Here is a 20138-nt window from a genome sequence, read left to right as displayed (position 1 = left end):
ATCAGCGGCAACCTCGTGGCGCGTTACATGTTGGCGATCATCACGTTGCCGAAGCCCGAGCACGACACCTGCGTCGCCCCTTCCATCAGGCGGGCAAAGTCATAGGTCACCTGCTTCGACAGGATCGACTTTTCCATCGACGCGATGATCAGATCCGCCGCTTCCGTCCAGCCCATGTGCCGCAGCATCATCTCGGCCGAGAGAATCTCTGACCCAGGATTCACGTAGTCCTTGCCCGCGTACTTCGGCGCCGTGCCGTGCGTCGCTTCGAACATCGCAACCGAGTCGGACAGGTTCGCCCCTGGGGCGATTCCGATGCCCCCCACCTGCGCGGCGAGCGCATCGGAGATGTAGTCGCCGTTCAGGTTGAGCGTGGCGATCACGTCGTACTCTGCGGGGCGCAACAGAATCTGTTGCAGGAAAGCATCCGCGATCGAGTCCTTGATCGTGATCTCCTTGCCCGTCTTGGGGTTCTTCAGTTTGCACCACGGACCGCCGTCGATCTCCATCGCGCCGAATTCGTTCTTGGCGAGCGCGTATCCCCAATCGCGGAATCCGCCCTCGGTGAACTTCATGATGTTGCCTTTGTGAACGATCGTCACCGAGTCGCGATTGTTGTCGATCGCGTACTGAATCGCCTTGCGCACCAGTCGCTCGGTACCCTCGCGCGACACCGGCTTGATGCCGATGCCCGACGTCTGCGGAAAGCGAATCTTGGTCACGCCCATCTCGTCCTGCAGGAAGGCGATCAGTTTTTTCGCGCCGGCCGATTCCGCCTCCCACTCGATGCCCGCGTAGATGTCCTCGGAGTTCTCACGGAAGATCACCATGTCGATCTTCTCGGGATGGCGCACCGGCGACGGTACGCCCTTGAAGTACTGCACCGGACGCAGACACACATAAAGGTCGAGCTGCTGGCGCAACGCGACGTTGAGCGATCGAATGCCACCGCCCACGGGGGTGGTCAGCGGCCCCTTGATCGATACTACGTAGTCCTTGACAACCTGGAGCGTTTCATCGGGCAGCCATACATCCGGTCCGTAGACGCGCGTCGATTTCTCGCCGGCATAGACTTCCATCCAATGGATCTTGCGCTTCTCGCCGTACGCTTTGGCCACTGCCGCGTCGACGACCTTGAGCATCACCGGCGTAATATCCACGCCGGTGCCGTCGCCCTCGATGTACGGGATGATCGGATTGTCGGGCACGTTCAGGGAGAAATCCTGGTTGACCGTGATCTTCTCGCCTGCCGGGACCTTGATGTGCTGATACGACATGGTGGGCTCCAATGGGATGAATCGGACTGTGCGCGTCAAACGGGACGAAGGATGCCACCGCTCGCCGCATTACGGCTTTATTGTAGTCACAGCGTTGTAGGGCGCGTTGACGCAAATCAAGTCTTATATAAGACATAAGACTGACGATCTCGATTATGCATTAACATGACGGGGCTGACCAGCGCCGTACGCGCTCGGCGGGCGTAGCACCATGGGGTCGAGCCCGGGTCGAGCGCCGATCGCGCCCGACGGCATCAGCAACTTCCGATTTTCTTCCCTTGGTATGACACTTCTCGCACTCAACAAGCCCTTCGGCACGATCTGCCAGTTTTCGCCGCATCCGACACGTCCCACGCTCGCCGAGTGCGTGACGCGCCCGGGCGTCTATCCGGCCGGACGGCTCGACGCCGACAGCGAGGGACTCCTGCTGCTCACCGACGACGGTCGTCTGCAGGCCCGCATCGCGGAGCCGGAACGCAAATTGCCGAAGACGTATTGGGCGCAGGTCGAGGGCGAGTACGGCGAGGCGGCCGTCGCACGTCTGCGCGCCGGCCTCGATCTGGGCGACTTCGTCACGCTGCCGTGCGAAGCACGCGAGATCGCCGAGCCCGCCCAGCTCTGGCCACGTCACCCGCCGATCCGCTATCGCGCCAGCATCCCGACCCACTGGCTCGAAATCACGCTCGTCGAAGGCAAGAACCGCCAGGTCAGACGCATGACCGCCGCCGTCGGCAAACCGACGCTGCGACTGGTTCGCATTGCGATCGGCCCGGTTGACGTCTTTTCGTTGAAGCTTGTCCCGGGACAATGGTGCGAGTTGCCGCAACAAATACTTACACTTCCCGGTCAACGAAGCCGTCGTTCACCTCGTTGAGGGAACAGGTGCGCAACATACGCGCCCATCCGAAACGAGGAAACCAAGTCATGAACAAACTGCTGCTTGCACTGACCGCCGGGCTGATCGTGTCCGGCGCCGCGATGGCCCAACAATCGGCGCCGGCCACGGCGCCCGTCGCACCGGCGGCACCCGCAGCAGCGGCGCCCGCGATGTCGGCACCGGCGGCGGATCGCGCAACCCCCGCGAAAAAGGCCCCCAAACACAAGAAGCATCACTACAAGAAGTATCACCACAAGAAGCCGGCCACCAAGCAACCGGCCGTAGGTAACAAGCCGTAATACGTTTCACCGAAAAAATCCGCGAGCGGGTTGTCAACCGATGTCCTGAACGGACGTTATAGGAAGTGACTCACTTCGCGGGTCAACGAGTACATCACCCCAACATCGAGCTCCAACGAGGAATCTCATGAAAAAACTGATCGCTGCCCTGGTCGCTGGCCTGTTCGCAACGGGCGTGTTCGCCCAAGCTTCGGCTCCGGCCGCTGACGCTGCTGCTCCGGCTGCCGCTACGAAGCCGGCTGCCAAGTCGACCCACAAGAAGGCCCACAAGAAGTCGCACAAGAAGTCGGCCAAGAAGGCTGCTGCTGCTGAAGCTCCGGCTGCTGCCAGCAAGTAAGTACCACGTCGCGCAGCCTCGCTGCGCAACGCATGGTAATAAGCAGGTTGCTCACGCAGCCTGCTTTTTTTTCGCCCGGCGGCTACAATGGCTCGCCACGTACCTGACGTTCCCCCGATCTTTCCAGGAGCCGTTTGTGATCCGGATTCCACGTCAACTGGCCGCGCTCGCCGCCAGCGCCACGTTTGTCGCTACCGCCGCCTTCCTGGCAATCGCGCCGGCCAGCGCCTCGGCACAAATCAAGCAGGCCGGGCAGTTCCCGACCGTTCAGCTCTCCGCCGGCATGTATCTCATCAAGGCCGAGGTCGCCGCGAATGAGGCCGACCGCGAACAGGGCCTGATGTATCGCACGACGATGCCCGCCAACGCCGGCATGCTCTTCGTGTTCGAACAACGCGCCGGTCACTGCTTCTGGATGAAGAACACCGATCTGCCACTGTCGATCGCGTTCCTGGCCGACGACGGCACGATCGTCAACATCGAAGACATGGCGCCGCAGACCGAGGACAATCATTGCCCGCGCGCCGCCGTGCGTTACGCACTGGAAATGAATCAAGGCTGGTTCAAAAGCAAACACATCGGCCCCGGCGCAAAGATCTCCGGCCTGCCGCGCTGAATGATGGCGTTGCGCTCAGTACGCGCCGCTCGATAGCCGCAACGCCGGTCCGAGCGAGCGCTCGAGAAAACGATCCAGCAGCCATGGATCGAAGTGACGCCCGCGCTCCGCGAGCATCGCCTCGACGATCTGCGCGGGACTGAGTGCCGCGCGATACGGACGGTGACTCGCGAGCGCGTCGAACACATCGACCAGCGCTACGATCCGTCCCGCCAGGGGAATACGATTTCCCGACAGCGCACCCGGATAGCCACCGCCGTCGTAACGCTCGTGATGCGTGCGGGCGACCGTCGCGGCCAACGCGCAGGCTGCGCCGCCGAGCGTGCTCAGTATGTCGGCTCCTGATTGCGGATGCATGCGCATCACGCGAATCTCATCGGGCGTCAGCTTGCCCGGCTTTTCCAATATCGCGTTCGGAACACACAGCTTGCCGGTGTCGTGCAGCGCGGCGGCGAGCCCGAGGGCCTGCGCCTCGACCGCTGGGATCCCCAACGCTTGGGCGAAACGCCAGGTGAGCGCGCCGACACGCCACATGTGGGTCGCGGTGCCGCCGCGCTTATGTTCGGCCAACCGGAAGAGTGCCCACGCTGCGGGCGGCAGGCTGCGCATGAGACGGGCGTCTGCGAGCCAGTGGCGGTGCGAGTGGGGTTGTGTGCGGTCGTGCGAGGCATCGCGGGTGCAAGAGGCGCTCGCCACGGGGATGGCGTGCGTTGGCGCAGGGTCGAGCATACATTGTTCGGTGAGTTTGAAACGCACACTCTAATGACGCGCAGATCCGCAAATATTGATTGCCATCAAGCCCAGGGCAGATGCCTACAGTCTGGCAACCGCAGTAAAAAGAAAGCCCACCGCGAGCGGTGGGCTTTCTTTTTGCCGGTGACGCCGGACGCACGGGTCGGGCGCCTGACGTCACCTTGTTGGCACGTTGCCGACGTCGACCGGCAACGTCCGGGGCCTCGATTACGCGAAGTTCTTTGCGGCGAAGTCCCAGTTGACCAGGTTCCAGAATGCCTCGACGAACTTCGGACGGGCATTGCGGTAGTCGATGTAGTACGCGTGTTCCCACACGTCGATCGTGATCAGCGGCTTGTCCGCGCCGGTCAGCGGCGTGGCGGCGTTGCTGGTGTTGACAATGTCGACCGACCCGTCGGCCTTCTTCACAAGCCACGTCCAGCCCGAACCGAAGTTGCCGACGGCCGACTTCGAGAAGGTTTCCTTGAACGCGTCGAACGAGCCGAACTTGGCGTCGATGGCCTTGGCCAGATCGCCCGACGGCGCACCGCCGCCCTTCGGCGACAGCGTGTTCCAGAAGAAGGTGTGGTTCCACACCTGCGCCGCGTTGTTGAACACGCCGCCCGACGACTTCTTGATGATGTCTTCGAGGCTGGCGCTTTCGAATTCGGTGCCCTTGATCAGGTTGTTCAAGTTGGTCACATAGGCTTGGTGATGCTTGCCGTAGTGATACTCCATCGTTTCCTTGGAGATGGTCGGCGCGAGTGCGTCGATGGCGTACGGCAGTTCAGGGAGCTTGTGTTCCATGGCGATTGTCCTTTGTGCTCTGAGGGGAACCCGATTTTGCGTTATCCGGAGCCATCGATTCTAGGGCAGATGCGATAACCCCGCAAACCGCACGGTTACTCGCCGGGCCGCACCGGGTGGCTGCAACGCGACGATTGCTGGTCAATACCGCCTGATCGACGCATGATGCCCGCGATTGCCCCGGATTGCCGTACCAAGCCCCGCTAAAAAGTATCGTCTAGCCTGACCTGAACATCACCAATACCCACATCGGCCGCGCCGTCGGCCAGATGCATCGTCACGTGCTGGCCGCGCTGGAGTTTGCGGGGGTCGCGCAACGGCTGTCCCTTGGCGTCGAGCACGGCGGCATAACCGCGCTGCAGCGTGCGGCGCGGGTTGAGCAGCTCGAGTTGCGCCGTGGCATCGGCCAGCCGTTGTGCCGAGCGCTCTGTACGACGTGACATTGCGCTATGCAGGCGCTGCGAGAGCAGCGCAACGCGCTCGTGTTGCGAGGCGATGCCGGGCACGGCGCGCGTCAGACGCAGGCGCAGCATTTCGAAGCGGCCGCGGCGCTGGGCCAACGGGCGCTCAAGCGCGTGACGCAACCGATCGGCCAAGTGCGCCAGTTCGCCCCGCTGGCGCGCCAGACGCTCGCGCGGCGACACCAGCGCGCGCGACACACTGTCGAGCTGCTGGGCGCGTTGCTCGAGCATGCGCCACATGGCCCGCGTCAGACGTTGGCGCTCACGGTCGAGCTCGCGCAAACATTCGTCGCGCGACGCACTGATCAGCTCCGCCGCCGCCGTCGGCGTGGGCGCCCGAACGTCTGCCACAAAGTCGGCAATGGTGAAATCGGTTTCATGCCCCACACCGGACACCACGGGCAACTCGCTGCGCGCAATGGCATGGGCCAGCACTTCCTCGTTGAATGCCCACAGGTCTTCGATCGCACCGCCGCCCCGGCAAAGCAGCAGGGTATCGACCTCGCGGCGGGCGTTGGCCGTGTCGAGTGCCGCCGCGAGCCGCATGGCGGCATCGGCGCCCTGCACCGGGGCGGGATACACCACGACCGAGACGTGCGGTGCGCGCCGAGCGAGCGTCGTCAGCACGTCGCGCAGGGCTGCCGCCTGCAGCGACGTTACGACGCCGATGCGACGGGCATAGCGCGGCAACTCACGCTTGCGCGCCGCGTCGAACAGCCCGGCCGCCGCCAGCTTTTCCTTGAGTCGCAGAAACGCCTCATACAGATTGCCTTGCCCCGCGCGGCGGATCGCTTCGACATTGAGCTGCACCTCCCCGCGCGGTACATACATGGAGAGCAGCGCGCGGACTTCGACCCGATCGCCCTCCTTCGGCGAGAAATCGGCGTGCTGGGCGCGGCCGCGAAACATCACGCAGCGCATTTGCGCTTGCGCATCCTTGATCGAGAAATACCAATGGCCGCTCGCCGCGCGCGTGAAGTTCGAAATTTCACCGCTGACCCATGCCAGGGGGAAGCTCCGCTCCAGCACGCCGGCCACGGCTTTGTTCAAATCCGAAACACTTAGCACGCGATCCGCGCCACCAGCGGGCCGGGCGTCGTCGAAAGATAAGTTCATGCGTGTTTGCCGGCAAAAAACTGTCCACAGGCCCGCTAATTTAAGGGTTTTCTCGCCCGGTCGCCGCATTTTTCCTTCGCCCCGATGCCAAACCCTTGATTTATCGGCCCTTGCGGAGCGCTTCGCGGCGATGCGGCGAAGCGATATCAACGCGATCGTGACGCGATCTCTTGATTCGCCGACATGTTCACATAGTTATCCACAGGCGCGCGGCAATTGACTGGGAATCGTGAGCTTGCGGATATGTTCATTTCTGAAACGTTTTCCTGCCCATTTTTTCATCACGGAGAAAAAAATCACGTCGTATCAATCAGTTGCTGAATGTATCCCAAGCTTTTCCACATCCTTGTGCGCCTGTGGTGTGGAAAACGGTGCTTGCCCATCCCCCCCCTGCAAGCTACAGTTCGGACTCGTTTGCCCGATCCCCCGCAATAAGTAAGAGGTCGTCCTTGTTTGCCGTTATCCAGGCCGCCGGCTGGCCCATCTGGCCGCTTCTCATCGCCTCCGTTTTCGCGCTCGCCCTGATCGTCGAGCGCGCCCTGTCGCTGCGCCGCACCCGCGTGCTGCCGAGCGGCGTGCTCGAAAATGCCATCACGCTCGCCAGGCGTGGTTCGGGCAAGCAAGACGCGACCGACGCGTTGGCGCGCGGCTCGATGCTCGGGCGCGTGCTCGCCACCGGCGTTCGCTACGTCGCCCACAACCCGCAGGGTCCGCGTGAAGGCGCGAAAGAAGCATTGGAAGAGACCGGACGTGCTGTCGCGCACGAACTGGAGCGTTTTCTGCCCGCGCTGGGCACCATCGCGTCCGTCGCACCGCTGATGGGCCTGTTCGGCACCGTCGTCGGCATGATCGAAATCTTTGGTGCGCAAGACGCCTCGGGCACGGATCCCGCGCAATTGGCGCACGGCATTTCGGTTGCGCTCTATAACACCGGCTTCGGTCTGATGATCGCGATTCCCGCGATGATCTTCTATCGTTACTACCGCACCCGTGTCGACGCGTTCCTGGTCGAACTCGAGACGCAGGCGGTCCATTTCCTCGATGCCACGCTGCCGCGGCATTGATCCGAGGGGCGCACGATGAATTTCCGTCGAGGTCTCTCCACACGCGACGAACCGGAGATCAACCTGATCCCGCTCATCGACGTGCTGCTGGTCATTCTGATCTTCCTGATGGTCACCACGACCTACACGCGCTACACGGCGCTGAAGGTCAACCTCCCGACGGCCGATGCACAGAAGGCCGTCGTGCCGCCGCGTCAAATCGTGGTCTCGGTCGGCGCCGACGGCAGTTACGCCATTGACCGGCACGCGCTCGCGCAGCGCGATGTCGCGAGCCTTACGGCAGCGCTGCGTCAAGCGGCCGGTCCCGCGAACACCGACGCCGAGTCGCCGGTCGTCGTGATCAATGCCGACGCCAAAAGCGCGCATCAGTCGGTCATCAACGTCATGGAAGCCGCCCGCGAGGCCGGTCTGTCTCGCCTGACGTTCGCCGCACGCTCGACGACGGCCCACGGCGCGGCGGGTCAACCGTCCCGATGACGACACCTTCATCACACCCCAGCCCTGCCGCGGGCGGGCGCTCGCGCGCACTGGTGCCGCGTCTGTCGGGCTCGTTGGTGCATTGGGTCAGCGCCCAGTGGCAGCGACGAGGACTCCTCGCCTGGCTGCTCTGGCCGATATCGTGGGTTTTTGCCGCCATGGCGGCCTGGCGGCGACTGAGCTTTCGCCGGGGATGGAGAACGTCGACGCGGCTGCCGGTTCCGGTCGTCGTCGTCGGCAATCTCACCGTGGGGGGCACCGGTAAAACGCCGACCGTCATCGCGCTGGTCGGCGCATTGCGCGCGCTCGGCTTTACGCCCGGCGTTCTGTCGCGCGGATACGGGGCAACGCTGCCAGGTCCGACCGAAGTCAGTCCAACGGCACGCCCCGACGCGGTCGGCGACGAGCCGCTGCTGATCGCCAAGCGCACGGGGGCGCCGGTGTGGGTGTGGCCGTCGCGTGTCGAAGGTGGCCGCGCGCTGCTGGCCGCGCATCCGGCATGCGACGTCATCGTTTGCGACGACGGCCTGCAACATTACGCGCTCGCGCGTGACGTCGAGATCGCCGTCTTCGACCACCGGCTGGGCGGCAACGGCTTCCTGCTGCCCGCCGGACCGTTGCGCGAACCGCTCTCGCGCCGACGCGACGCCAATCTGATCAACGACCCTTACGGCAAAACGCTCCCCGAGTGGCCCGACACCTGGCGGCTGACACTTACGCTGGGCGATGCCTGGTGCGTGAGCCAGCCGAGCCTGACCCGGGCGCTGGCGCACTTCTCGGGCAAACGCGTGTTGGCGGCGGCCGGTATCGGCGCGCCCGAGCGCTTCTTCGCGGCGCTGCGTGGCGCAGGTCTGCAGATCGAGACGCTGGCGTTGCCCGATCATTACGACTTTGCGACGAATCCGTTCGACGGCGCCGCGGCAGATGCCATCCTGATCACCGAAAAGGATGCAGTAAAATGCGTCACCTGGTCCGACCCACGCGTGTGGGCCGTGCCTGCGGAGGCAGCGCTCGACGCGCGCCTCGTATCCCTGGTAGTGGAGAAATTGCGTGGACAACCGACTGTTTGAGATTCTCGTCTGCCCGTTGTGCAAGGGCCCCCTGGAGTACGACAAGAAAGCCCAGGAGCTGATTTGCCACGCCGACAAGCTCGCTTACCCGATTCGGGACGGCATTCCCGTCATGCTGGCCGATGAAGCGCGCCAGTCCGTCGAAGGTACGCCCGTGCCGCTGAGCGGCGACAAGCCGGCATCGTGAGCGATTCGATGAACACCGTCGACTTTGTCGCCGTCGTGCCGGCGCGTCTCGCGTCGACGCGTCTACCGAACAAGCCGCTCGCCGATATCGGCGGCAAGCCGATGGTCGTGCGCGTGGCCGAGCGGGCGCGCGAATCGGGGGCGTGTCAGGTGGTCGTCGCGACCGACTCACAGCGTGTGGCCGATGCCGTCGCCGCGCACGGCTTCGATGTCGCCCTGACGCGTGCGGATCACCCGACGGGCACCGATCGTCTCGCCGAGGTGGCCGTCCAGCAGGGTTGGCCCGACGACACGATCGTCGTCAATGTGCAGGGCGACGAGCCACTCATCGATCCGCGTCTGGTGCACGCGGTAGCGGCGCATCTGGCCGAGCACCCGGAATGTGCCCTGTCGACGGCGGCGCATCCGATCACTGACAACGCGGAGATCTTCTCGCCGAATGTGGTCAAGGTCGTGCTCGACGCCCATAGCCGCGCCCTCTACTTCTCGCGCGCGCCGATTCCGTGGTCGCGCGATGCATGGTCCGCCGGGCTTGCCCACACCGCAACGTTACCCGCGGCGACCACACCCGTCTTTCGTCACATCGGGCTTTACGCCTATCGCGCCAAATTCCTGCGCACTTATCCGAGCCTGCCGCAGGCCCCGATCGAAACCGCCGAATCGCTCGAACAACTCCGCGCCCTCTGGCATGGCGAGCGCATTGCCGTGCTCGTGACTGCCGACGCCCCGCTGCCGGGCGTGGACACAGCGGATGATCTCGAACGCGTTCGCGCGCTGCTGCGGAACTAACGCCCGATCCAGCACGAATGCCGGCGTTGGCACGCCGGCCAATCGCTCGCGCGCTTGTCCCGGAAATCGCACCGGTACGACGCCCATCGGTCGGCAAAACGCCGCCAGACGGGCTCATCGTGGCATAATCGCTCTGATTCTCGCGAGCAGCCTCCCCGGCCGCGCGCGACGCGCCCTGCCGACGCGTCGCCTGCGCGCAGCGCGGTTGGCCGGTCACACGACCCGCAACCGCCGCCGAATCCCGGGGACGCGCCTGCCTGCCGCACGCACAGCATTCACAAATCACAAACTTTCAGGAGTCATTGATGCGTCTGATTTTGTTGGGGGCACCCGGGGCCGGCAAGGGCACCCAAGCCACTTTCATCAAAGAGAAATTCGGCATCCCGCAAATCTCGACCGGCGACATGCTGCGCGCCGCGATCAAGGAAGGCACTCAGCTTGGCCTCGAAGCCAAGCGTTACATGGACGCGGGCGACCTCGTGCCGGACGCCGTCATCATTGGCATGGTGCGTGAGCGCCTGCGCGCCGACGACTGCAAAAGCGGCTACCTGTTCGACGGCTTCCCGCGCACGATTGCGCAGGCGGAAGCCATGAAGGACGCCGGTGTCGCCATCGACTTCGTGCTCGAGATCGACGTGCCGTTCGACGAAATCATCACGCGCATGAGCGGTCGTCGCACGCATCCGGCATCGGGTCGTACATATCACGTCACGTTCAACCCGCCCAAGGTCGAAGGCAAGGACGACGTGACCGGCGAGCCGCTCGTGCAGCGCGACGACGACAAGGAAGACACCGTCAAGAAGCGCCTGAGCGTGTACGAATCGCAAACCAAGCCGCTCGTGGCGTACTACTCGGATTGGGCGAAGCATGGCAGCCCGGGCGCGACCGTCGAGGCACCGCAGTATCGCAAGATCTCGGGGCAAGGCAGCGTGGACGAAATTCGTGCGCGCGTGTTCGACGCACTGAAGTAAGCACACGAGCGTCGCCCCCTTGACCCCGTGCAGCATTCGCTGCGCTCCGGGGTCGGGTCGGCGCGAACGGCGACGTAGAGAAAGGCGGCCAGGTCACACTGGGCCGCCTTTTTTGCCAGTGTCAGGTAGTGTCGCTCCCGACGCATCAACGGGGCGAGTCAAATTGCCGCAATGCAGCAAATTGTCGTCACGGCGATGACTACAATGGAAATCCGAACGCACTTGCGGTCGGTTCAATCGCCGAGACTGTCGGTGGCGATCCCGCGTTCTTCCCGTCCCCATGGCAGGAGGTTGGCATGAAATCACTGGCGCAACAGATGTCGTTCTACCAGCGCTATCACCGCAGTCCCAAGAATCGTCTGACCCATTTCTTCGGCGTTCCCATGATCATACTGGCCGTGATGCAGGCGTTCTCAACGCTGCCGCTCGGCCCGAGCGGCTTGAATGTCGCGCATGTGATCGTGCTGGTGCTGCTGATGTATTACTTCCTGCTCGATGTCCCGCTGGCACTCGCCATGACGGCCGTCTTCGCCGCGCTGCTGGCCATCACACAGCACCTGGCCACCTTGTCGTGGCCGTGGGCGCTGACCGTCTTTGGGGTTCTGTTCGTCGGCGGCTGGATCGTTCAGTTGATCGGCCATCATTTCGAGGGCCGCAAGCCCGCGCTGCTCGATAACGTCTTCCAGATCTTTATCGCACCGATGTTCCTGATGGCCGAGGTGTTCTTTCACTTCGGCTACAAACCCGGTCTGCAACGACGCGTCCAGGAATTGGCGGCACAGTCGGCGTGATGGGCCGCGAGCCCCGATGAACGACGCGCGACGGCGCAAGCGACAAACGAAAACAGGCGGTGCTGGCCGTTATCCGTGGCTGCCCGGACGACGGCTCAGGTCGTCGAGAATCTGCCGAATCGCATTGGCGTCTTCGGCATCGGGGCGCGTGCCCAGATAGTGTTCGAGATCGTCCTGCGCCGGACGTACCAGCCCAAGGCGAGCATAGGCCAGCCCGCGATCGCGCTGCTCGACCGGCTGATCGGGCAAGACGAGCACCATGCGTTCCTGCACCGCAAGCACGCGTTCCCATCGCTCGTTCTGCGTGTAGATCGCTCGCAGATTGCGCAACATCCGCGCCAGAATTTCGCGCGGCGTGGCGGGCTCCAGGAAGGGGTGCAGCAACGCCCAAAGCGCCAACTCCTGAATCGGCTCGGCGCTCTCGTCGCGATAGTGCTTCAGATAGGGCTCGACCATTTCGAGCAGTCGCTGCGGCGAAAGCGAGTTGCCCGAAATCGGATCGATGACCACGTCGCCGGCCGGTACCGCAAGCCGTAGCAGGAAATGCCCCGGGAACGACAAGCCCCGCAGCGGCAGGCCGATCTGGTGCCCAATCTCCATGCAAAGCACGGCCAACGAAATCGGAATGCCGCGACGCCGGTCCAGCACCACATGCAGATGACTGTTGTCCGGATCGTAGTAATCGTTCTGGTTGACGGAGAACCCGAGTTCGCGGAAGAAGAAATGATCGAGCAACTGGAGTTTCTGCAGGGGCCCGGCGTCAGGCGGCAAACGCTTGGCCAGACGCGCGGCGAGCGCGTCGATCCGCGTCAGCGTGTCCTGAACGTCGAGATCGGGATAGACGTCTTGCGCGATGGCGATGGCCGCTTCGGTCAGCGGCAGACCGTCGTCGGACGCGACCAGCGCAGCAAAATACTCGAGAAATCGATTCGCCATGCGGTATCCGTGAAGTCCACCGTGCCAGTGGCGCGCGAGCGAATCGCTAGCGAGTGCGTCGGCGGAAGAACGAGAAGTTGAAACCCATGAGGAATAATGCCCCGAAATACACCACCGCGCATAGCACCAGACTGGCGCCAAGCAGCGCAATGCGCGAGAGCGGGCGCGCGCCCATCGCCACCCAGTCGAAGCTTTGGGTGAACCACAGCAGCAAGCCCGCCAGAATCAGGCAGGCGGCCAGCAATTGCACGAAGAACAGACGCCATCCGGGCGCCGGCCGGTAGATACCCCGCTTGTAAAGCCCCGCGAACAGCAACACCGCATTCATGCACGCGCCCACGCCGATCGACAGTGAAAGCCCCGCATGGGCGAACCACCGAACGAAGAGCAGATTGGAGAGCTGCGTGGCAACGAGCACCACGACGGCGATCTTCACCGGCGTCTTGATGTCTTGCTTGGCATAGAAGCCCGGCGCCAGAATCTTGATGAGAATCAGGCCGACCAGCCCGACGCCGTAGGCGGTCAGCGCGTGTGCCGTCATCGCGACGTCGGTCGCGTCGAAACGGCCATATTGATAGAGCGTTGCGGTCAGCGGCTCGGCGTAGACGAACAGCGCGACGGCACTCGGCATCGCCAGCAGGAAGGTCAGGCGCAGCCCCCAGTCCAGCAAGGCGGAATACTCGGCACCATCGCCATCGGCATGGGCGCGCGAGAGGCTCGGCAGCAGGATCGTGCCCAGCGCCACGCCGAGCAATGCCGTTGGAAACTCCATCAGGCGGTCGGCATACGCCAGCCACGACACGCTGCCCTGCGCGAGGCGCGACGCGATGTTCGTGTTGATGATGAGGCTCACCTGCGCCACAGACACGGCCAGCGTGGCCGGCACCATCTTCGCCAATACCCGCTTCACGCCGGTGTTACGCAACGCCGCCGCGATATTGATCGTGATGCGCGGCAACATGTCGATGCGCGCGAGCGCCGGGAGCTGGATGACCAATTGCAGCACGCCGCCAACGATCACCGCGAAGGCCAGCGCGTAGACCGGCTTCGCCAGATGCGGCGCGACCCACAGCGAGGCGATGATCGAACAGAGATTGAGCAGCACGGGCGCGAACGCGGGCATCGAGAATCGCCGCCACGTATTGAGCACGCCGGCGGCAAGGGTCGTGATCGAGATGAGCGTGATGTATGGGAACATCACGCGCGTCATGAACACGGCCGAGTCGAACGTGCCGTTCTCACGCGAGAGCCCGGTCGCGACGGCATAGACGACCCCGGTCGCGCCGAGCACCCCGGCAATCGTGATCGCCAGCAACCCCCAGAACAGCACGGTGGTCACGGAATCGACGAGGGTTCTCGTCTCCTCATGACTGCGCTGCGACTTGAATTCGGCCAGAATCGGCACGAAGGCCTGCGAAAACGCACCTTCGGCGGACAGGCGGCGCAGCAGATTGGGGATGCGGAATGCGACGTTGTAGGCGTCGGTCATGGGACCGGCGCCAAACATGCGTGCAATAAGGATTTCACGGACCAGACCGGTGATGCGCGAGAGCATCGTGAAACCGCTGACCGTAGCGAGAGCTTTGAGCAAATTCATGTTGCGCGTATTATACGCACAGCATTGCAGCAAAGAAGTTGCAATTTCCATTGGCGTTCGGCTATAATCGACGGTTTCGAAGTCAATGGATTGCTTCCTGGCCACCGTGTCTCCCAGGGAGCCGAGCCAAACTGCATAGAAGCCGCATCAGGCGGAGCAATTCAAGGAATTCACCGAACATGGCAAATACCGCACAAGCACGCAAGCGCGCGCGTCAAACCGTTAAGATCAACGCCCACAACTCGGCACTGCGCTCGCGTCTGCGCACGGCAGTCAAGGCGGTCCGCAAGGCCATCGCCGCTGGCGACCCCACCGCTGCCAAGGAAGTGCTGCGCAAGTCGGCCAAGACGATCGACATCATCGCTGACAAGAAGATCGTTCACAAGAACACCGCCGCTCGTCAAAAGAGCCGCCTGTCGGCCGCCATCAAGGCGATGTCGGCTGCTGCCTAACCGCGCAAGCGGTCAAGCAGACTCAAGTTGCTTGCCGGTTCCGACTCCGGTCGGAACACAAAAAAAGCCCGCTTCGTGCGGGCTTTTTCTTTTCGCTGAAGCCAAAGAACGCCGACCACACTCACGCGACGCGCGCGCAAGCCACTGTACGGCTGCGAGAGAATCCGGGACGAATGCGTGAATGGCGTGAACCACAAGGGCGGTCACCGCGCGACGGGCGACGACGGGGTAGAACGACGGTGAGTCGGGGCCAAAGGCCCGACACTCACGTCTGGCCGCAAAACGGCCACGGGGGATTACTTGACGTCGGGAACGAAGCAGGCTTCGGTCAGTTGCAGGTCGTTGTCACGCGCAAAATTCATCACGAAATCGAAAGCCATCGGCTCGATGTCGCGCAACCGCTCGTCAACAACGACGCATTTGACGTCGCCCACCATGATCGGACGCACATAGGGGGAGTACTGCATGTATGCGTTCGGGCCAGTATCGCGCCGGCCACAAAACGACACGGCGCCGCACAGACGTTCCGCCCAGTCACTCGGACGGAACTTCTTGCCACCCCGGGTGAGCCCCTGGATGAAATACTCGCGCGCGGAAACCTGGTCGGTCATATCGCTCAATCACCTCAAAAAGCACCTGGCCAGCCATACGCGGGTAGCGTCGCTGACAGAGACAGTATTATATCTTATATAAGACTCAAACCTGTCCCCCACCCTCGCTGCCGATGTTTTTTTCGGTCTTGCCAGCCGTTTTTGGCCGTGCAGCATCGCGCTCGATCATACGCTTTTCGTGTGACGGCAAAACGATTTGGTAGACTAGCGGCTGTTCCCCTGATGCCAGCAACCGGTAGAACACCTTCACGCGCCTGACCGGGGGACAGGCCTCAAGGCTTGTTCGTCGTGCCGCCAGCGAGAGAGTTCCCTTTGAATTCCCGCGCTATCGGCCTCCAGCAGAACATCCAAATGACCACCGCCAAACCCATCAAGCATTACCTTCAGTTTTCGGATTTGACGCTCGACGAGTACGACTACGTGCTTGAGCGCACCCGCATTCTCAAGAAGAAATTCAAGAACTACGAGACCTACCACCCGCTGCACGACCGCACGCTGGCGATGATTTTCGAGAAAAGCTCGACACGCACGCGACTCTCGTTCGAAGCCGGGATTCACCAGTTGGGTGGCCACGCCGTGTTTCTGAACACGCGCGACACGCAGCTTGGCCGTGGCGAGCCTATCGAAGACGCGGCCCAGGTGATCTCGCGAATGACCGACATCATCATGATTCGCACGTTCGGTCAGGAGATCATCGAGCGCTTCGCGCAGCACTCGCGAGTACCGGTGATCAACGGCCTGACCAACGAATATCACCCGTGTCAGGTGATGGCGGACATCTTTACGTTCTACGAGCATCGCGGCCCGATCAAGGGCAAGACCGTGACTTGGATCGGTGACGCGAACAACATGTCCTACACGTGGATACAGGCCGCCGAGATCTTCGGCTTCCAGTTCAACATCTCGACGCCGCCCGGCTACCGCCTCGATCAGGCGATGGTGGCCGAGTCGAGCCGCCCGTTCGTGCGCGAGTTCGACAACCCGCGCGAGGCCTGCGAAGGCGCGGACCTCGTGTCGACCGACGTCTGGACGAGCATGGGCTATGAAGCGGAGAACGAGGCGCGAAAAGCGGCCTTCGCTCAGTGGTGCGTGAACGCCGACCTCATGCAGCGCGCCAAACCGGACGCACTGTTCATGCACTGCCTGCCCGCGCACCGTGGCGAGGAAGTGTCGGCCGACGTGATCGACGGCGCCCAAAGCGTCGTCTGGGACGAAGCCGAGAACCGTCTGCACGTGCAGAAGGCGCTCATGGAATACCTGATGCTCGGTCGCGTCTAACGCGTCGATCAGACCACGCCCGGACCAGCGCAACGCCGTCCGGGCGTTATCTTTGGCCACCGCGCCAGCGCCTCCCCCGTACGTCCTCCGCACCTCCCTCGCGTCACCTTCGCGTCACGCTCGCCGCCCGCTCCAACATCCGGCATCCCCACCGCGACCAACGTTCCGCTATCATCGCTCACGCGCAGGCGTCCCTCTTGACGCGCGCTTCATCACCGCACGTTGTAGTCGTTACCGTCCGTCAGAACATTCCGTAATTTGCACCGCAACGGGGCAAATTCGTTGTGCATCGCACAAAATGCAGACGGGTGGACGTTCGAAACGTGCTAGCATGAATTCACGTTTGCCCCGTTGGGGCAGGCTTATCGACTCATCATCGCGACTTTCCATCGCATTCGACTCCGCATTCGGTCATGACGCAAAACGCAACGCAGTTCGACAACGTTTCCGTAATCAAGCGCGCCAACACCTATTTCGACGGCAAGTGCGTGTCGCACACCGTGCTGTTCCCGGACGGCACGCGCAAGACGCTGGGCGTGATTTTCCCGGCTATGCTCCAGTTCGGCACCGATGCGCCCGAAATCATGGAAGTCACGAGCGGCCGCTGCCGCATCCGTCTGGCCGGTCAGGCCGAGTGGCAGGAATACGCCGCCGGTCAGCAGTTCTCCGTGCCGGGCAACAGCAAGTTCGATATCGAGGTCTTGGAGACGCTCGATTACGTCTGCCATTACGGCTAACCGACCGGCCAGCATCGCGACTGCGCGGGGGGGTCTCCCCCGGCGTCGCCCTCTCGGCCGGTTCAGCGCGGCCCGGCGCCGCTACTCACTATGTCGCGTCTGCCCCCCGAATCCGCCGACGATGCTACCGGCGACCGAGCTGATGCCCCCCCTGCCGATGCGCAGGCCGCGGCTTCGACCGCCTCGCTGTCCTCTCACTCGGTGCCGGCCGAATCCGCTGCCGAATCAGTGAACGGCACGAGCACCGATCTCGAGCCGACCGACGTACCGTTGCTCCCGCCCGATGGCCTCACCCGGCCGGCACGTACCGGCAACGCGCCTCAGAAATCCGCCGCGCCTCGCGCTCGCAAGCGCACCTCCGCCACGGATGCGCCGAGCGACACCCTCTCGGCCAAGGGCGCTACCGAGGCACCTGAGGCTCCCCGTACGCGCGCCCCCGCCAAATCCACGAAACCCTCACGCAGCCGCTCCGCGAAGCGAAAAGGCATCGACCTGGGGCTGCAAGGGGGCGGTGCGCATGGGGCCTACACCTGGGGCGTGCTCGACAAATTGCTGGAAGACGGACGCCTCGAGTTCGAAGGCATCAGCGGCGCGTCCGCAGGCACGATGAACGCCGTCGTACTGGCGCACGGCCTGCTCGATCGTCCGGGTGTCGACCCGCGAGAGAAGGCGCGTGAGGCGCTGCACAGCTTCTGGCTCGGCGTGTCGCAGGCAGGCTCCTCGGCAACCGCCTGGGCGCAGACCGTCTTCAGTTGGCTCAACGGCCGTCCGACCGAATACCCGGTCTGGCACGACTGGATGCAGAGCATGCAGCAATGGATGACACCGTTCGCGCAGCCCCCGGCCGAAATCAACCCGCTGCGCACCGTGCTCGAAGCGCAGGTCGATTTCGAACGGTTGCGCGAAAGCACCGCGACGCGCCTGTTCGTGTCCGCGACCAACGTCCGCACCGGCAACATCCACATCTTTCGCACACACGAAATCACGCTCGACGTCGCGATGGCGTCGGCGTGTCTGCCGTGGCTCTTCAAGCCGGTGAAAATCGACGAGGATTTTTACTGGGATGGCGGCTATCTCGGCAACCCGCCGCTCTATCCGTTTTATTACGAGACGCTCACGAGCGACATCCTGATCGTGCACATCAACCCGATCGAGCGCAAAGAGAAACCCGTGCTGCCGGGGCAGATCATGAATCGCGTGAATGAGATCACGTTCAATGCGTCGCTGCAGCGCGAATTCCGTGCCATTTCCTTCGTGCACAAACTGCTTGACGAGGGATGGCTCAAGCCCGAGTTTCGCAAGCGTCTGAAGTACCCGCTGATTCACTCGATTCGCGCGGACAAGGCGCTGTACGACTTGTCGTCATCGACGAAATTCGTGACCGACTGGCACTTCCTCACCACGCTGCGCGACCGTGGCCGCGAGGCGGCGAGCCGTTGGCTCGATGCGCACTTCGACGACGTCGGCGTGCGCTCCACCGTCGACCTGCGGCGCGATTACCTGCAGCGCCTGCCCGACGCCACGTCGATCAAAGCATGAGCGGTTCGGGCTCGAGCGCGATACCGAAGCGCTCCTGCACGCTGGCCTGTATGGCGCGCGCGAGCGCCACGATCTCCGCGCCGCTGGCGCCGCCTCGATTGACGAGCACGAGCGCTTGACGCTCATGCACGCCCGCGTGGCCGAGCGACTTGCCGCGCCAGCCGCATTGGTCGATCAGCCAGCCCGCGGCGACTTTCCAGGCGCCGTCCGGCTGAGCATAGCCGACCGCTTCCGGAAACTGCTCGCGCAGTGCGGCAAACGTTGCGGCGTCGACCACGGGGTTCTTGAAGAAGCTCCCGGCGTTGCCGAGTTCGGCCGGATCGGGCAGTTTGCGGCGGCGAATGTCCGCCACGGCCTCGAAGATCTGCCGCGCATTCGGCTGCGCGATGCCCGCCTGGGCGAGCGTGTGCGACACGTCCGCGTAGCCCGTCACGGGCTGCCACGGCTGTGGCAGCCGCAATGTGACCGAGACGATGAGGTAACGCCCGGGTTCGCGCTTGAACAGCGAATCGCGATAGCCGAACGCGCACGCCTCGCGGCTGAGGGTGACGAATGCGCCCGTGGCCGTATCGAGCGCGCGCACCTCGGCGAAGCGCTCGGCCAGTTCCAGCCCGTAGGCGCCGATGTTCTGAATCGGGGCAGCCCCGAGGGTGCCCGGGATCAGGGCGAGATTTTCCAGGCCAGGACAATCCTGCGAAAGCGTCCAGTCGACGAAGTCGTGCCAGACCTCGCCGGCGCCGCCGCGCACATAGCGCGCGTGCGCGTCGTCGGCGAGCCGCTCACGGCCGCGAATCGCCATCCGGAACACCACGCCGTCGAAGTCGCGCGTGAGCACCACATTGCTGCCACCGCCGAGCACGAGACGCGGCAAGCCTGCGATTTCGGGCATGGCGAGCGCATCGAGAAGCGCCGCTTCGCTGTCGATCGTCACGACAAAGCGGGCGGAGGCGGGCAGGCCGAAGGTATTGAAGTCGCGCAGGCTGACGTCGCGTTGCAACTGAGGCATGAAGTCGGGAGAAATCCGTGGGTGATCCGTGGGGCCGCCGTCCCGGACAGCGCCCAGAAGGGACACCGGAGCGACGGCTGAATTACAATGTCGGGCGAAAGAATTTTGCGCA

23 protein-coding genes are annotated in these 20138 nt (G+C 63.5%); 15 read left to right on the top strand and 8 right to left on the bottom strand.

The features are described from left to right. Nucleotides 1–23 precede the first annotated feature (23 nt). On the bottom strand, nucleotides 24–1277 hold the full coding sequence (gene icd, locus PCE31106_RS05375; protein WP_017232760.1) for an NADP-dependent isocitrate dehydrogenase: 1254 nt from the start codon (nucleotides 1275–1277) through the stop codon (nucleotides 24–26). Between the two features lie 283 nt (nucleotides 1278–1560). Between icd and PCE31106_RS05370 the strand changes: the two genes are divergently transcribed. The 4 genes from PCE31106_RS05370 to PCE31106_RS05355 all read left to right on the top strand — a co-directional run bounded on the left by PCE31106_RS05370 (nucleotide 1561) and on the right by PCE31106_RS05355 (nucleotide 3406). Next, nucleotides 1561–2151, top strand: coding sequence for a pseudouridine synthase (locus tag PCE31106_RS05370; RefSeq protein WP_150562626.1), 591 nt, complete (start codon nucleotides 1561–1563; stop codon nucleotides 2149–2151). A gap of 50 nt (nucleotides 2152–2201) precedes the next feature. Continuing rightward, complete coding sequence (locus PCE31106_RS05365; RefSeq protein WP_150562625.1) at nucleotides 2202–2453, top strand: hypothetical protein; 252 nt, start codon at nucleotides 2202–2204, stop codon at nucleotides 2451–2453. 127 nt (nucleotides 2454–2580) lie between these two features. After that, nucleotides 2581–2790: a hypothetical protein gene (locus tag PCE31106_RS05360; RefSeq protein WP_130026851.1), complete on the top strand. Its 210-nt coding sequence runs from the start codon at nucleotides 2581–2583 to the stop codon at nucleotides 2788–2790. A gap of 136 nt (nucleotides 2791–2926) precedes the next feature. After that, nucleotides 2927–3406 (top strand): DUF192 domain-containing protein, encoded by a 480-nt coding sequence (locus tag PCE31106_RS05355; protein ID WP_150562624.1) that lies wholly within the window; start codon nucleotides 2927–2929, stop codon nucleotides 3404–3406. Between the two features lie 15 nt (nucleotides 3407–3421). Here PCE31106_RS05355 and PCE31106_RS05350 read toward each other — a convergent pair whose 3' ends face one another. The 3 genes from PCE31106_RS05350 to xseA form a co-directional block, all read right to left on the bottom strand. Next, nucleotides 3422–4135, bottom strand: coding sequence for an HD-GYP domain-containing protein (locus PCE31106_RS05350; RefSeq protein WP_150562623.1), 714 nt, complete (start codon nucleotides 4133–4135; stop codon nucleotides 3422–3424). A 231-nt stretch (nucleotides 4136–4366) separates the two neighbouring features. Further along, nucleotides 4367–4945 (bottom strand): superoxide dismutase [Fe], encoded by a 579-nt coding sequence (sodB, locus tag PCE31106_RS05345; protein WP_017232754.1) that lies wholly within the window; start codon nucleotides 4943–4945, stop codon nucleotides 4367–4369. A gap of 203 nt (nucleotides 4946–5148) precedes the next feature. Then, nucleotides 5149–6522 (bottom strand): exodeoxyribonuclease VII large subunit, encoded by a 1374-nt coding sequence (gene xseA / locus PCE31106_RS05340; RefSeq protein WP_150562622.1) that lies wholly within the window; start codon nucleotides 6520–6522, stop codon nucleotides 5149–5151. Nucleotides 6523–6971: 449 nt separating this feature from the next. Between xseA and PCE31106_RS05335 the strand changes: the two genes are divergently transcribed. The 7 genes from PCE31106_RS05335 (at nucleotide 6972) to PCE31106_RS05305 (ending at nucleotide 11870) form a co-directional block, all read left to right on the top strand. Next, entirely contained in the window at nucleotides 6972–7586 is a 615-nt protein-coding gene (locus PCE31106_RS05335) for a MotA/TolQ/ExbB proton channel family protein (RefSeq protein ID WP_017232751.1), read from the top strand. Nucleotides 7587–7601: 15 nt separating this feature from the next. Next, nucleotides 7602–8063 carry an ExbD/TolR family protein gene (locus tag PCE31106_RS05330; RefSeq protein ID WP_017232750.1) on the top strand — a complete coding sequence of 154 codons (462 nt, stop codon included), beginning with the start codon at nucleotides 7602–7604 and terminating at the stop codon, nucleotides 8061–8063. A gap of 53 nt (nucleotides 8064–8116) precedes the next feature. Beyond that, complete coding sequence (gene lpxK, locus PCE31106_RS05325) at nucleotides 8117–9133, top strand: tetraacyldisaccharide 4'-kinase (RefSeq protein ID WP_150562736.1); 1017 nt, start codon at nucleotides 8117–8119, stop codon at nucleotides 9131–9133. Then, a complete protein-coding gene (locus tag PCE31106_RS05320; protein WP_017232748.1) occupies nucleotides 9114–9320 on the top strand; it encodes a Trm112 family protein in 207 nt (68 codons plus the stop codon). Before lpxK ends, PCE31106_RS05320 begins: the two co-directional genes overlap by 20 nt. Nucleotides 9321–9328: 8 nt before the next feature. Further along, the gene (gene kdsB, locus PCE31106_RS05315) at nucleotides 9329–10108 is read left to right on the top strand and encodes a 3-deoxy-manno-octulosonate cytidylyltransferase (RefSeq protein ID WP_130027944.1); all 780 of its coding nucleotides are present in this window, start codon (nucleotides 9329–9331) and stop codon (nucleotides 10106–10108) included. A 305-nt stretch (nucleotides 10109–10413) separates the two neighbouring features. Continuing rightward, nucleotides 10414–11079 carry an adenylate kinase gene (adk, locus tag PCE31106_RS05310; RefSeq protein ID WP_150562621.1) on the top strand — a complete coding sequence of 222 codons (666 nt, stop codon included), beginning with the start codon at nucleotides 10414–10416 and terminating at the stop codon, nucleotides 11077–11079. A gap of 296 nt (nucleotides 11080–11375) precedes the next feature. Further along, the gene (locus tag PCE31106_RS05305; RefSeq protein WP_150562620.1) at nucleotides 11376–11870 is read left to right on the top strand and encodes an Mpo1 family 2-hydroxy fatty acid dioxygenase; all 495 of its coding nucleotides are present in this window, start codon (nucleotides 11376–11378) and stop codon (nucleotides 11868–11870) included. Between the two features lie 69 nt (nucleotides 11871–11939). On the opposite strand, the gene PCE31106_RS05300 is transcribed toward PCE31106_RS05305, so the two are convergent. Both PCE31106_RS05300 and murJ read right to left on the bottom strand, forming a co-directional pair. After that, complete coding sequence (locus PCE31106_RS05300; protein ID WP_017232744.1) at nucleotides 11940–12806, bottom strand: SirB1 family protein; 867 nt, start codon at nucleotides 12804–12806, stop codon at nucleotides 11940–11942. Between the two features lie 46 nt (nucleotides 12807–12852). Next, nucleotides 12853–14403: a murein biosynthesis integral membrane protein MurJ gene (gene murJ, locus PCE31106_RS05295; RefSeq protein ID WP_026131734.1), complete on the bottom strand. Its 1551-nt coding sequence runs from the start codon at nucleotides 14401–14403 to the stop codon at nucleotides 12853–12855. A 179-nt stretch (nucleotides 14404–14582) separates the two neighbouring features. On the opposite strand from murJ, the gene rpsT reads away from it, so the two are divergent. After that, a complete protein-coding gene (gene rpsT / locus PCE31106_RS05290) occupies nucleotides 14583–14855 on the top strand; it encodes a 30S ribosomal protein S20 (RefSeq protein WP_017232742.1) in 273 nt (90 codons plus the stop codon). 296 nt (nucleotides 14856–15151) lie between these two features. Here rpsT and PCE31106_RS05285 read toward each other — a convergent pair whose 3' ends face one another. Next, the gene (locus PCE31106_RS05285) at nucleotides 15152–15466 is read right to left on the bottom strand and encodes a DUF3579 domain-containing protein (protein WP_017232741.1); all 315 of its coding nucleotides are present in this window, start codon (nucleotides 15464–15466) and stop codon (nucleotides 15152–15154) included. 351 nt (nucleotides 15467–15817) lie between these two features. Here PCE31106_RS05285 and argF point away from each other — a divergent pair, with 351 nt between their 5' ends. From argF to PCE31106_RS05270, 3 genes are all read left to right on the top strand, one after another. Further along, complete coding sequence (argF, locus tag PCE31106_RS05280) at nucleotides 15818–16744, top strand: ornithine carbamoyltransferase (RefSeq protein WP_150562619.1); 927 nt, start codon at nucleotides 15818–15820, stop codon at nucleotides 16742–16744. A 413-nt stretch (nucleotides 16745–17157) separates the two neighbouring features. Next, nucleotides 17158–17481, top strand: coding sequence for a pyrimidine/purine nucleoside phosphorylase (gene ppnP / locus PCE31106_RS05275; RefSeq protein WP_017232739.1), 324 nt, complete (start codon nucleotides 17158–17160; stop codon nucleotides 17479–17481). 90 nt (nucleotides 17482–17571) lie between these two features. Next, complete coding sequence (locus PCE31106_RS05270) at nucleotides 17572–19020, top strand: patatin-like phospholipase family protein (protein WP_150562618.1); 1449 nt, start codon at nucleotides 17572–17574, stop codon at nucleotides 19018–19020. Here PCE31106_RS05270 and murB read toward each other — a convergent pair. After that, the gene (gene murB / locus PCE31106_RS05265) at nucleotides 19010–20026 is read right to left on the bottom strand and encodes a UDP-N-acetylmuramate dehydrogenase (protein ID WP_150562617.1); all 1017 of its coding nucleotides are present in this window, start codon (nucleotides 20024–20026) and stop codon (nucleotides 19010–19012) included. The two genes, PCE31106_RS05270 and murB, sit on opposite strands and share 11 nt — an antisense overlap. Nucleotides 20027–20138 lie beyond the last annotated feature (112 nt).

The sequence above is a fragment of the Pandoraea cepalis genome, from assembly GCF_902459665.1.
Lineage (GTDB): Bacteria > Pseudomonadota > Gammaproteobacteria > Burkholderiales > Burkholderiaceae > Pandoraea > Pandoraea cepalis.
Note: the sequence above shows the minus strand (reverse complement) of the source record. Positions and strands in the feature narration are given on the sequence as shown.

Bases quoted from the DNA above. Each gene is read 5' to 3' on its own strand.
- icd (WP_017232760.1), bottom strand. From the start codon at position 1,277: ATGTCGTATCAGCACATCAAGGTCCCGGCAGGCGAGAAGATCACGGTC.
- PCE31106_RS05370 (WP_150562626.1), top strand. From the start codon at position 1,561: ATGACACTTCTCGCACTCAACAAGCCCTTCGGCACGATCTGCCAGTTT.
- PCE31106_RS05365 (WP_150562625.1), top strand. From the start codon at position 2,202: ATGAACAAACTGCTGCTTGCACTGACCGCCGGGCTGATCGTGTCCGGC.
- PCE31106_RS05360 (WP_130026851.1), top strand. From the start codon at position 2,581: ATGAAAAAACTGATCGCTGCCCTGGTCGCTGGCCTGTTCGCAACGGGC.
- PCE31106_RS05350 (WP_150562623.1), bottom strand. From the start codon at position 4,135: ATGCTCGACCCTGCGCCAACGCACGCCATCCCCGTGGCGAGCGCCTCT.
- sodB (WP_017232754.1), bottom strand. From the start codon at position 4,945: ATGGAACACAAGCTCCCTGAACTGCCGTACGCCATCGACGCACTCGCG.
- xseA (WP_150562622.1), bottom strand. From the start codon at position 6,522: ATGAACTTATCTTTCGACGACGCCCGGCCCGCTGGTGGCGCGGATCGC.
- PCE31106_RS05330 (WP_017232750.1), top strand. From the start codon at position 7,602: ATGAATTTCCGTCGAGGTCTCTCCACACGCGACGAACCGGAGATCAAC.
- kdsB (WP_130027944.1), top strand. From the start codon at position 9,329: ATGAACACCGTCGACTTTGTCGCCGTCGTGCCGGCGCGTCTCGCGTCG.
- adk (WP_150562621.1), top strand. From the start codon at position 10,414: ATGCGTCTGATTTTGTTGGGGGCACCCGGGGCCGGCAAGGGCACCCAA.
- PCE31106_RS05305 (WP_150562620.1), top strand. From the start codon at position 11,376: ATGAAATCACTGGCGCAACAGATGTCGTTCTACCAGCGCTATCACCGC.
- PCE31106_RS05300 (WP_017232744.1), bottom strand. From the start codon at position 12,806: ATGGCGAATCGATTTCTCGAGTATTTTGCTGCGCTGGTCGCGTCCGAC.
- murJ (WP_026131734.1), bottom strand. From the start codon at position 14,403: ATGAATTTGCTCAAAGCTCTCGCTACGGTCAGCGGTTTCACGATGCTC.
- rpsT (WP_017232742.1), top strand. From the start codon at position 14,583: ATGGCAAATACCGCACAAGCACGCAAGCGCGCGCGTCAAACCGTTAAG.
- PCE31106_RS05285 (WP_017232741.1), bottom strand. From the start codon at position 15,466: ATGACCGACCAGGTTTCCGCGCGCGAGTATTTCATCCAGGGGCTCACC.
- argF (WP_150562619.1), top strand. From the start codon at position 15,818: ATGACCACCGCCAAACCCATCAAGCATTACCTTCAGTTTTCGGATTTG.
- ppnP (WP_017232739.1), top strand. From the start codon at position 17,158: ATGACGCAAAACGCAACGCAGTTCGACAACGTTTCCGTAATCAAGCGC.
- PCE31106_RS05270 (WP_150562618.1), top strand. From the start codon at position 17,572: ATGTCGCGTCTGCCCCCCGAATCCGCCGACGATGCTACCGGCGACCGA.
- murB (WP_150562617.1), bottom strand. From the start codon at position 20,026: ATGCCTCAGTTGCAACGCGACGTCAGCCTGCGCGACTTCAATACCTTC.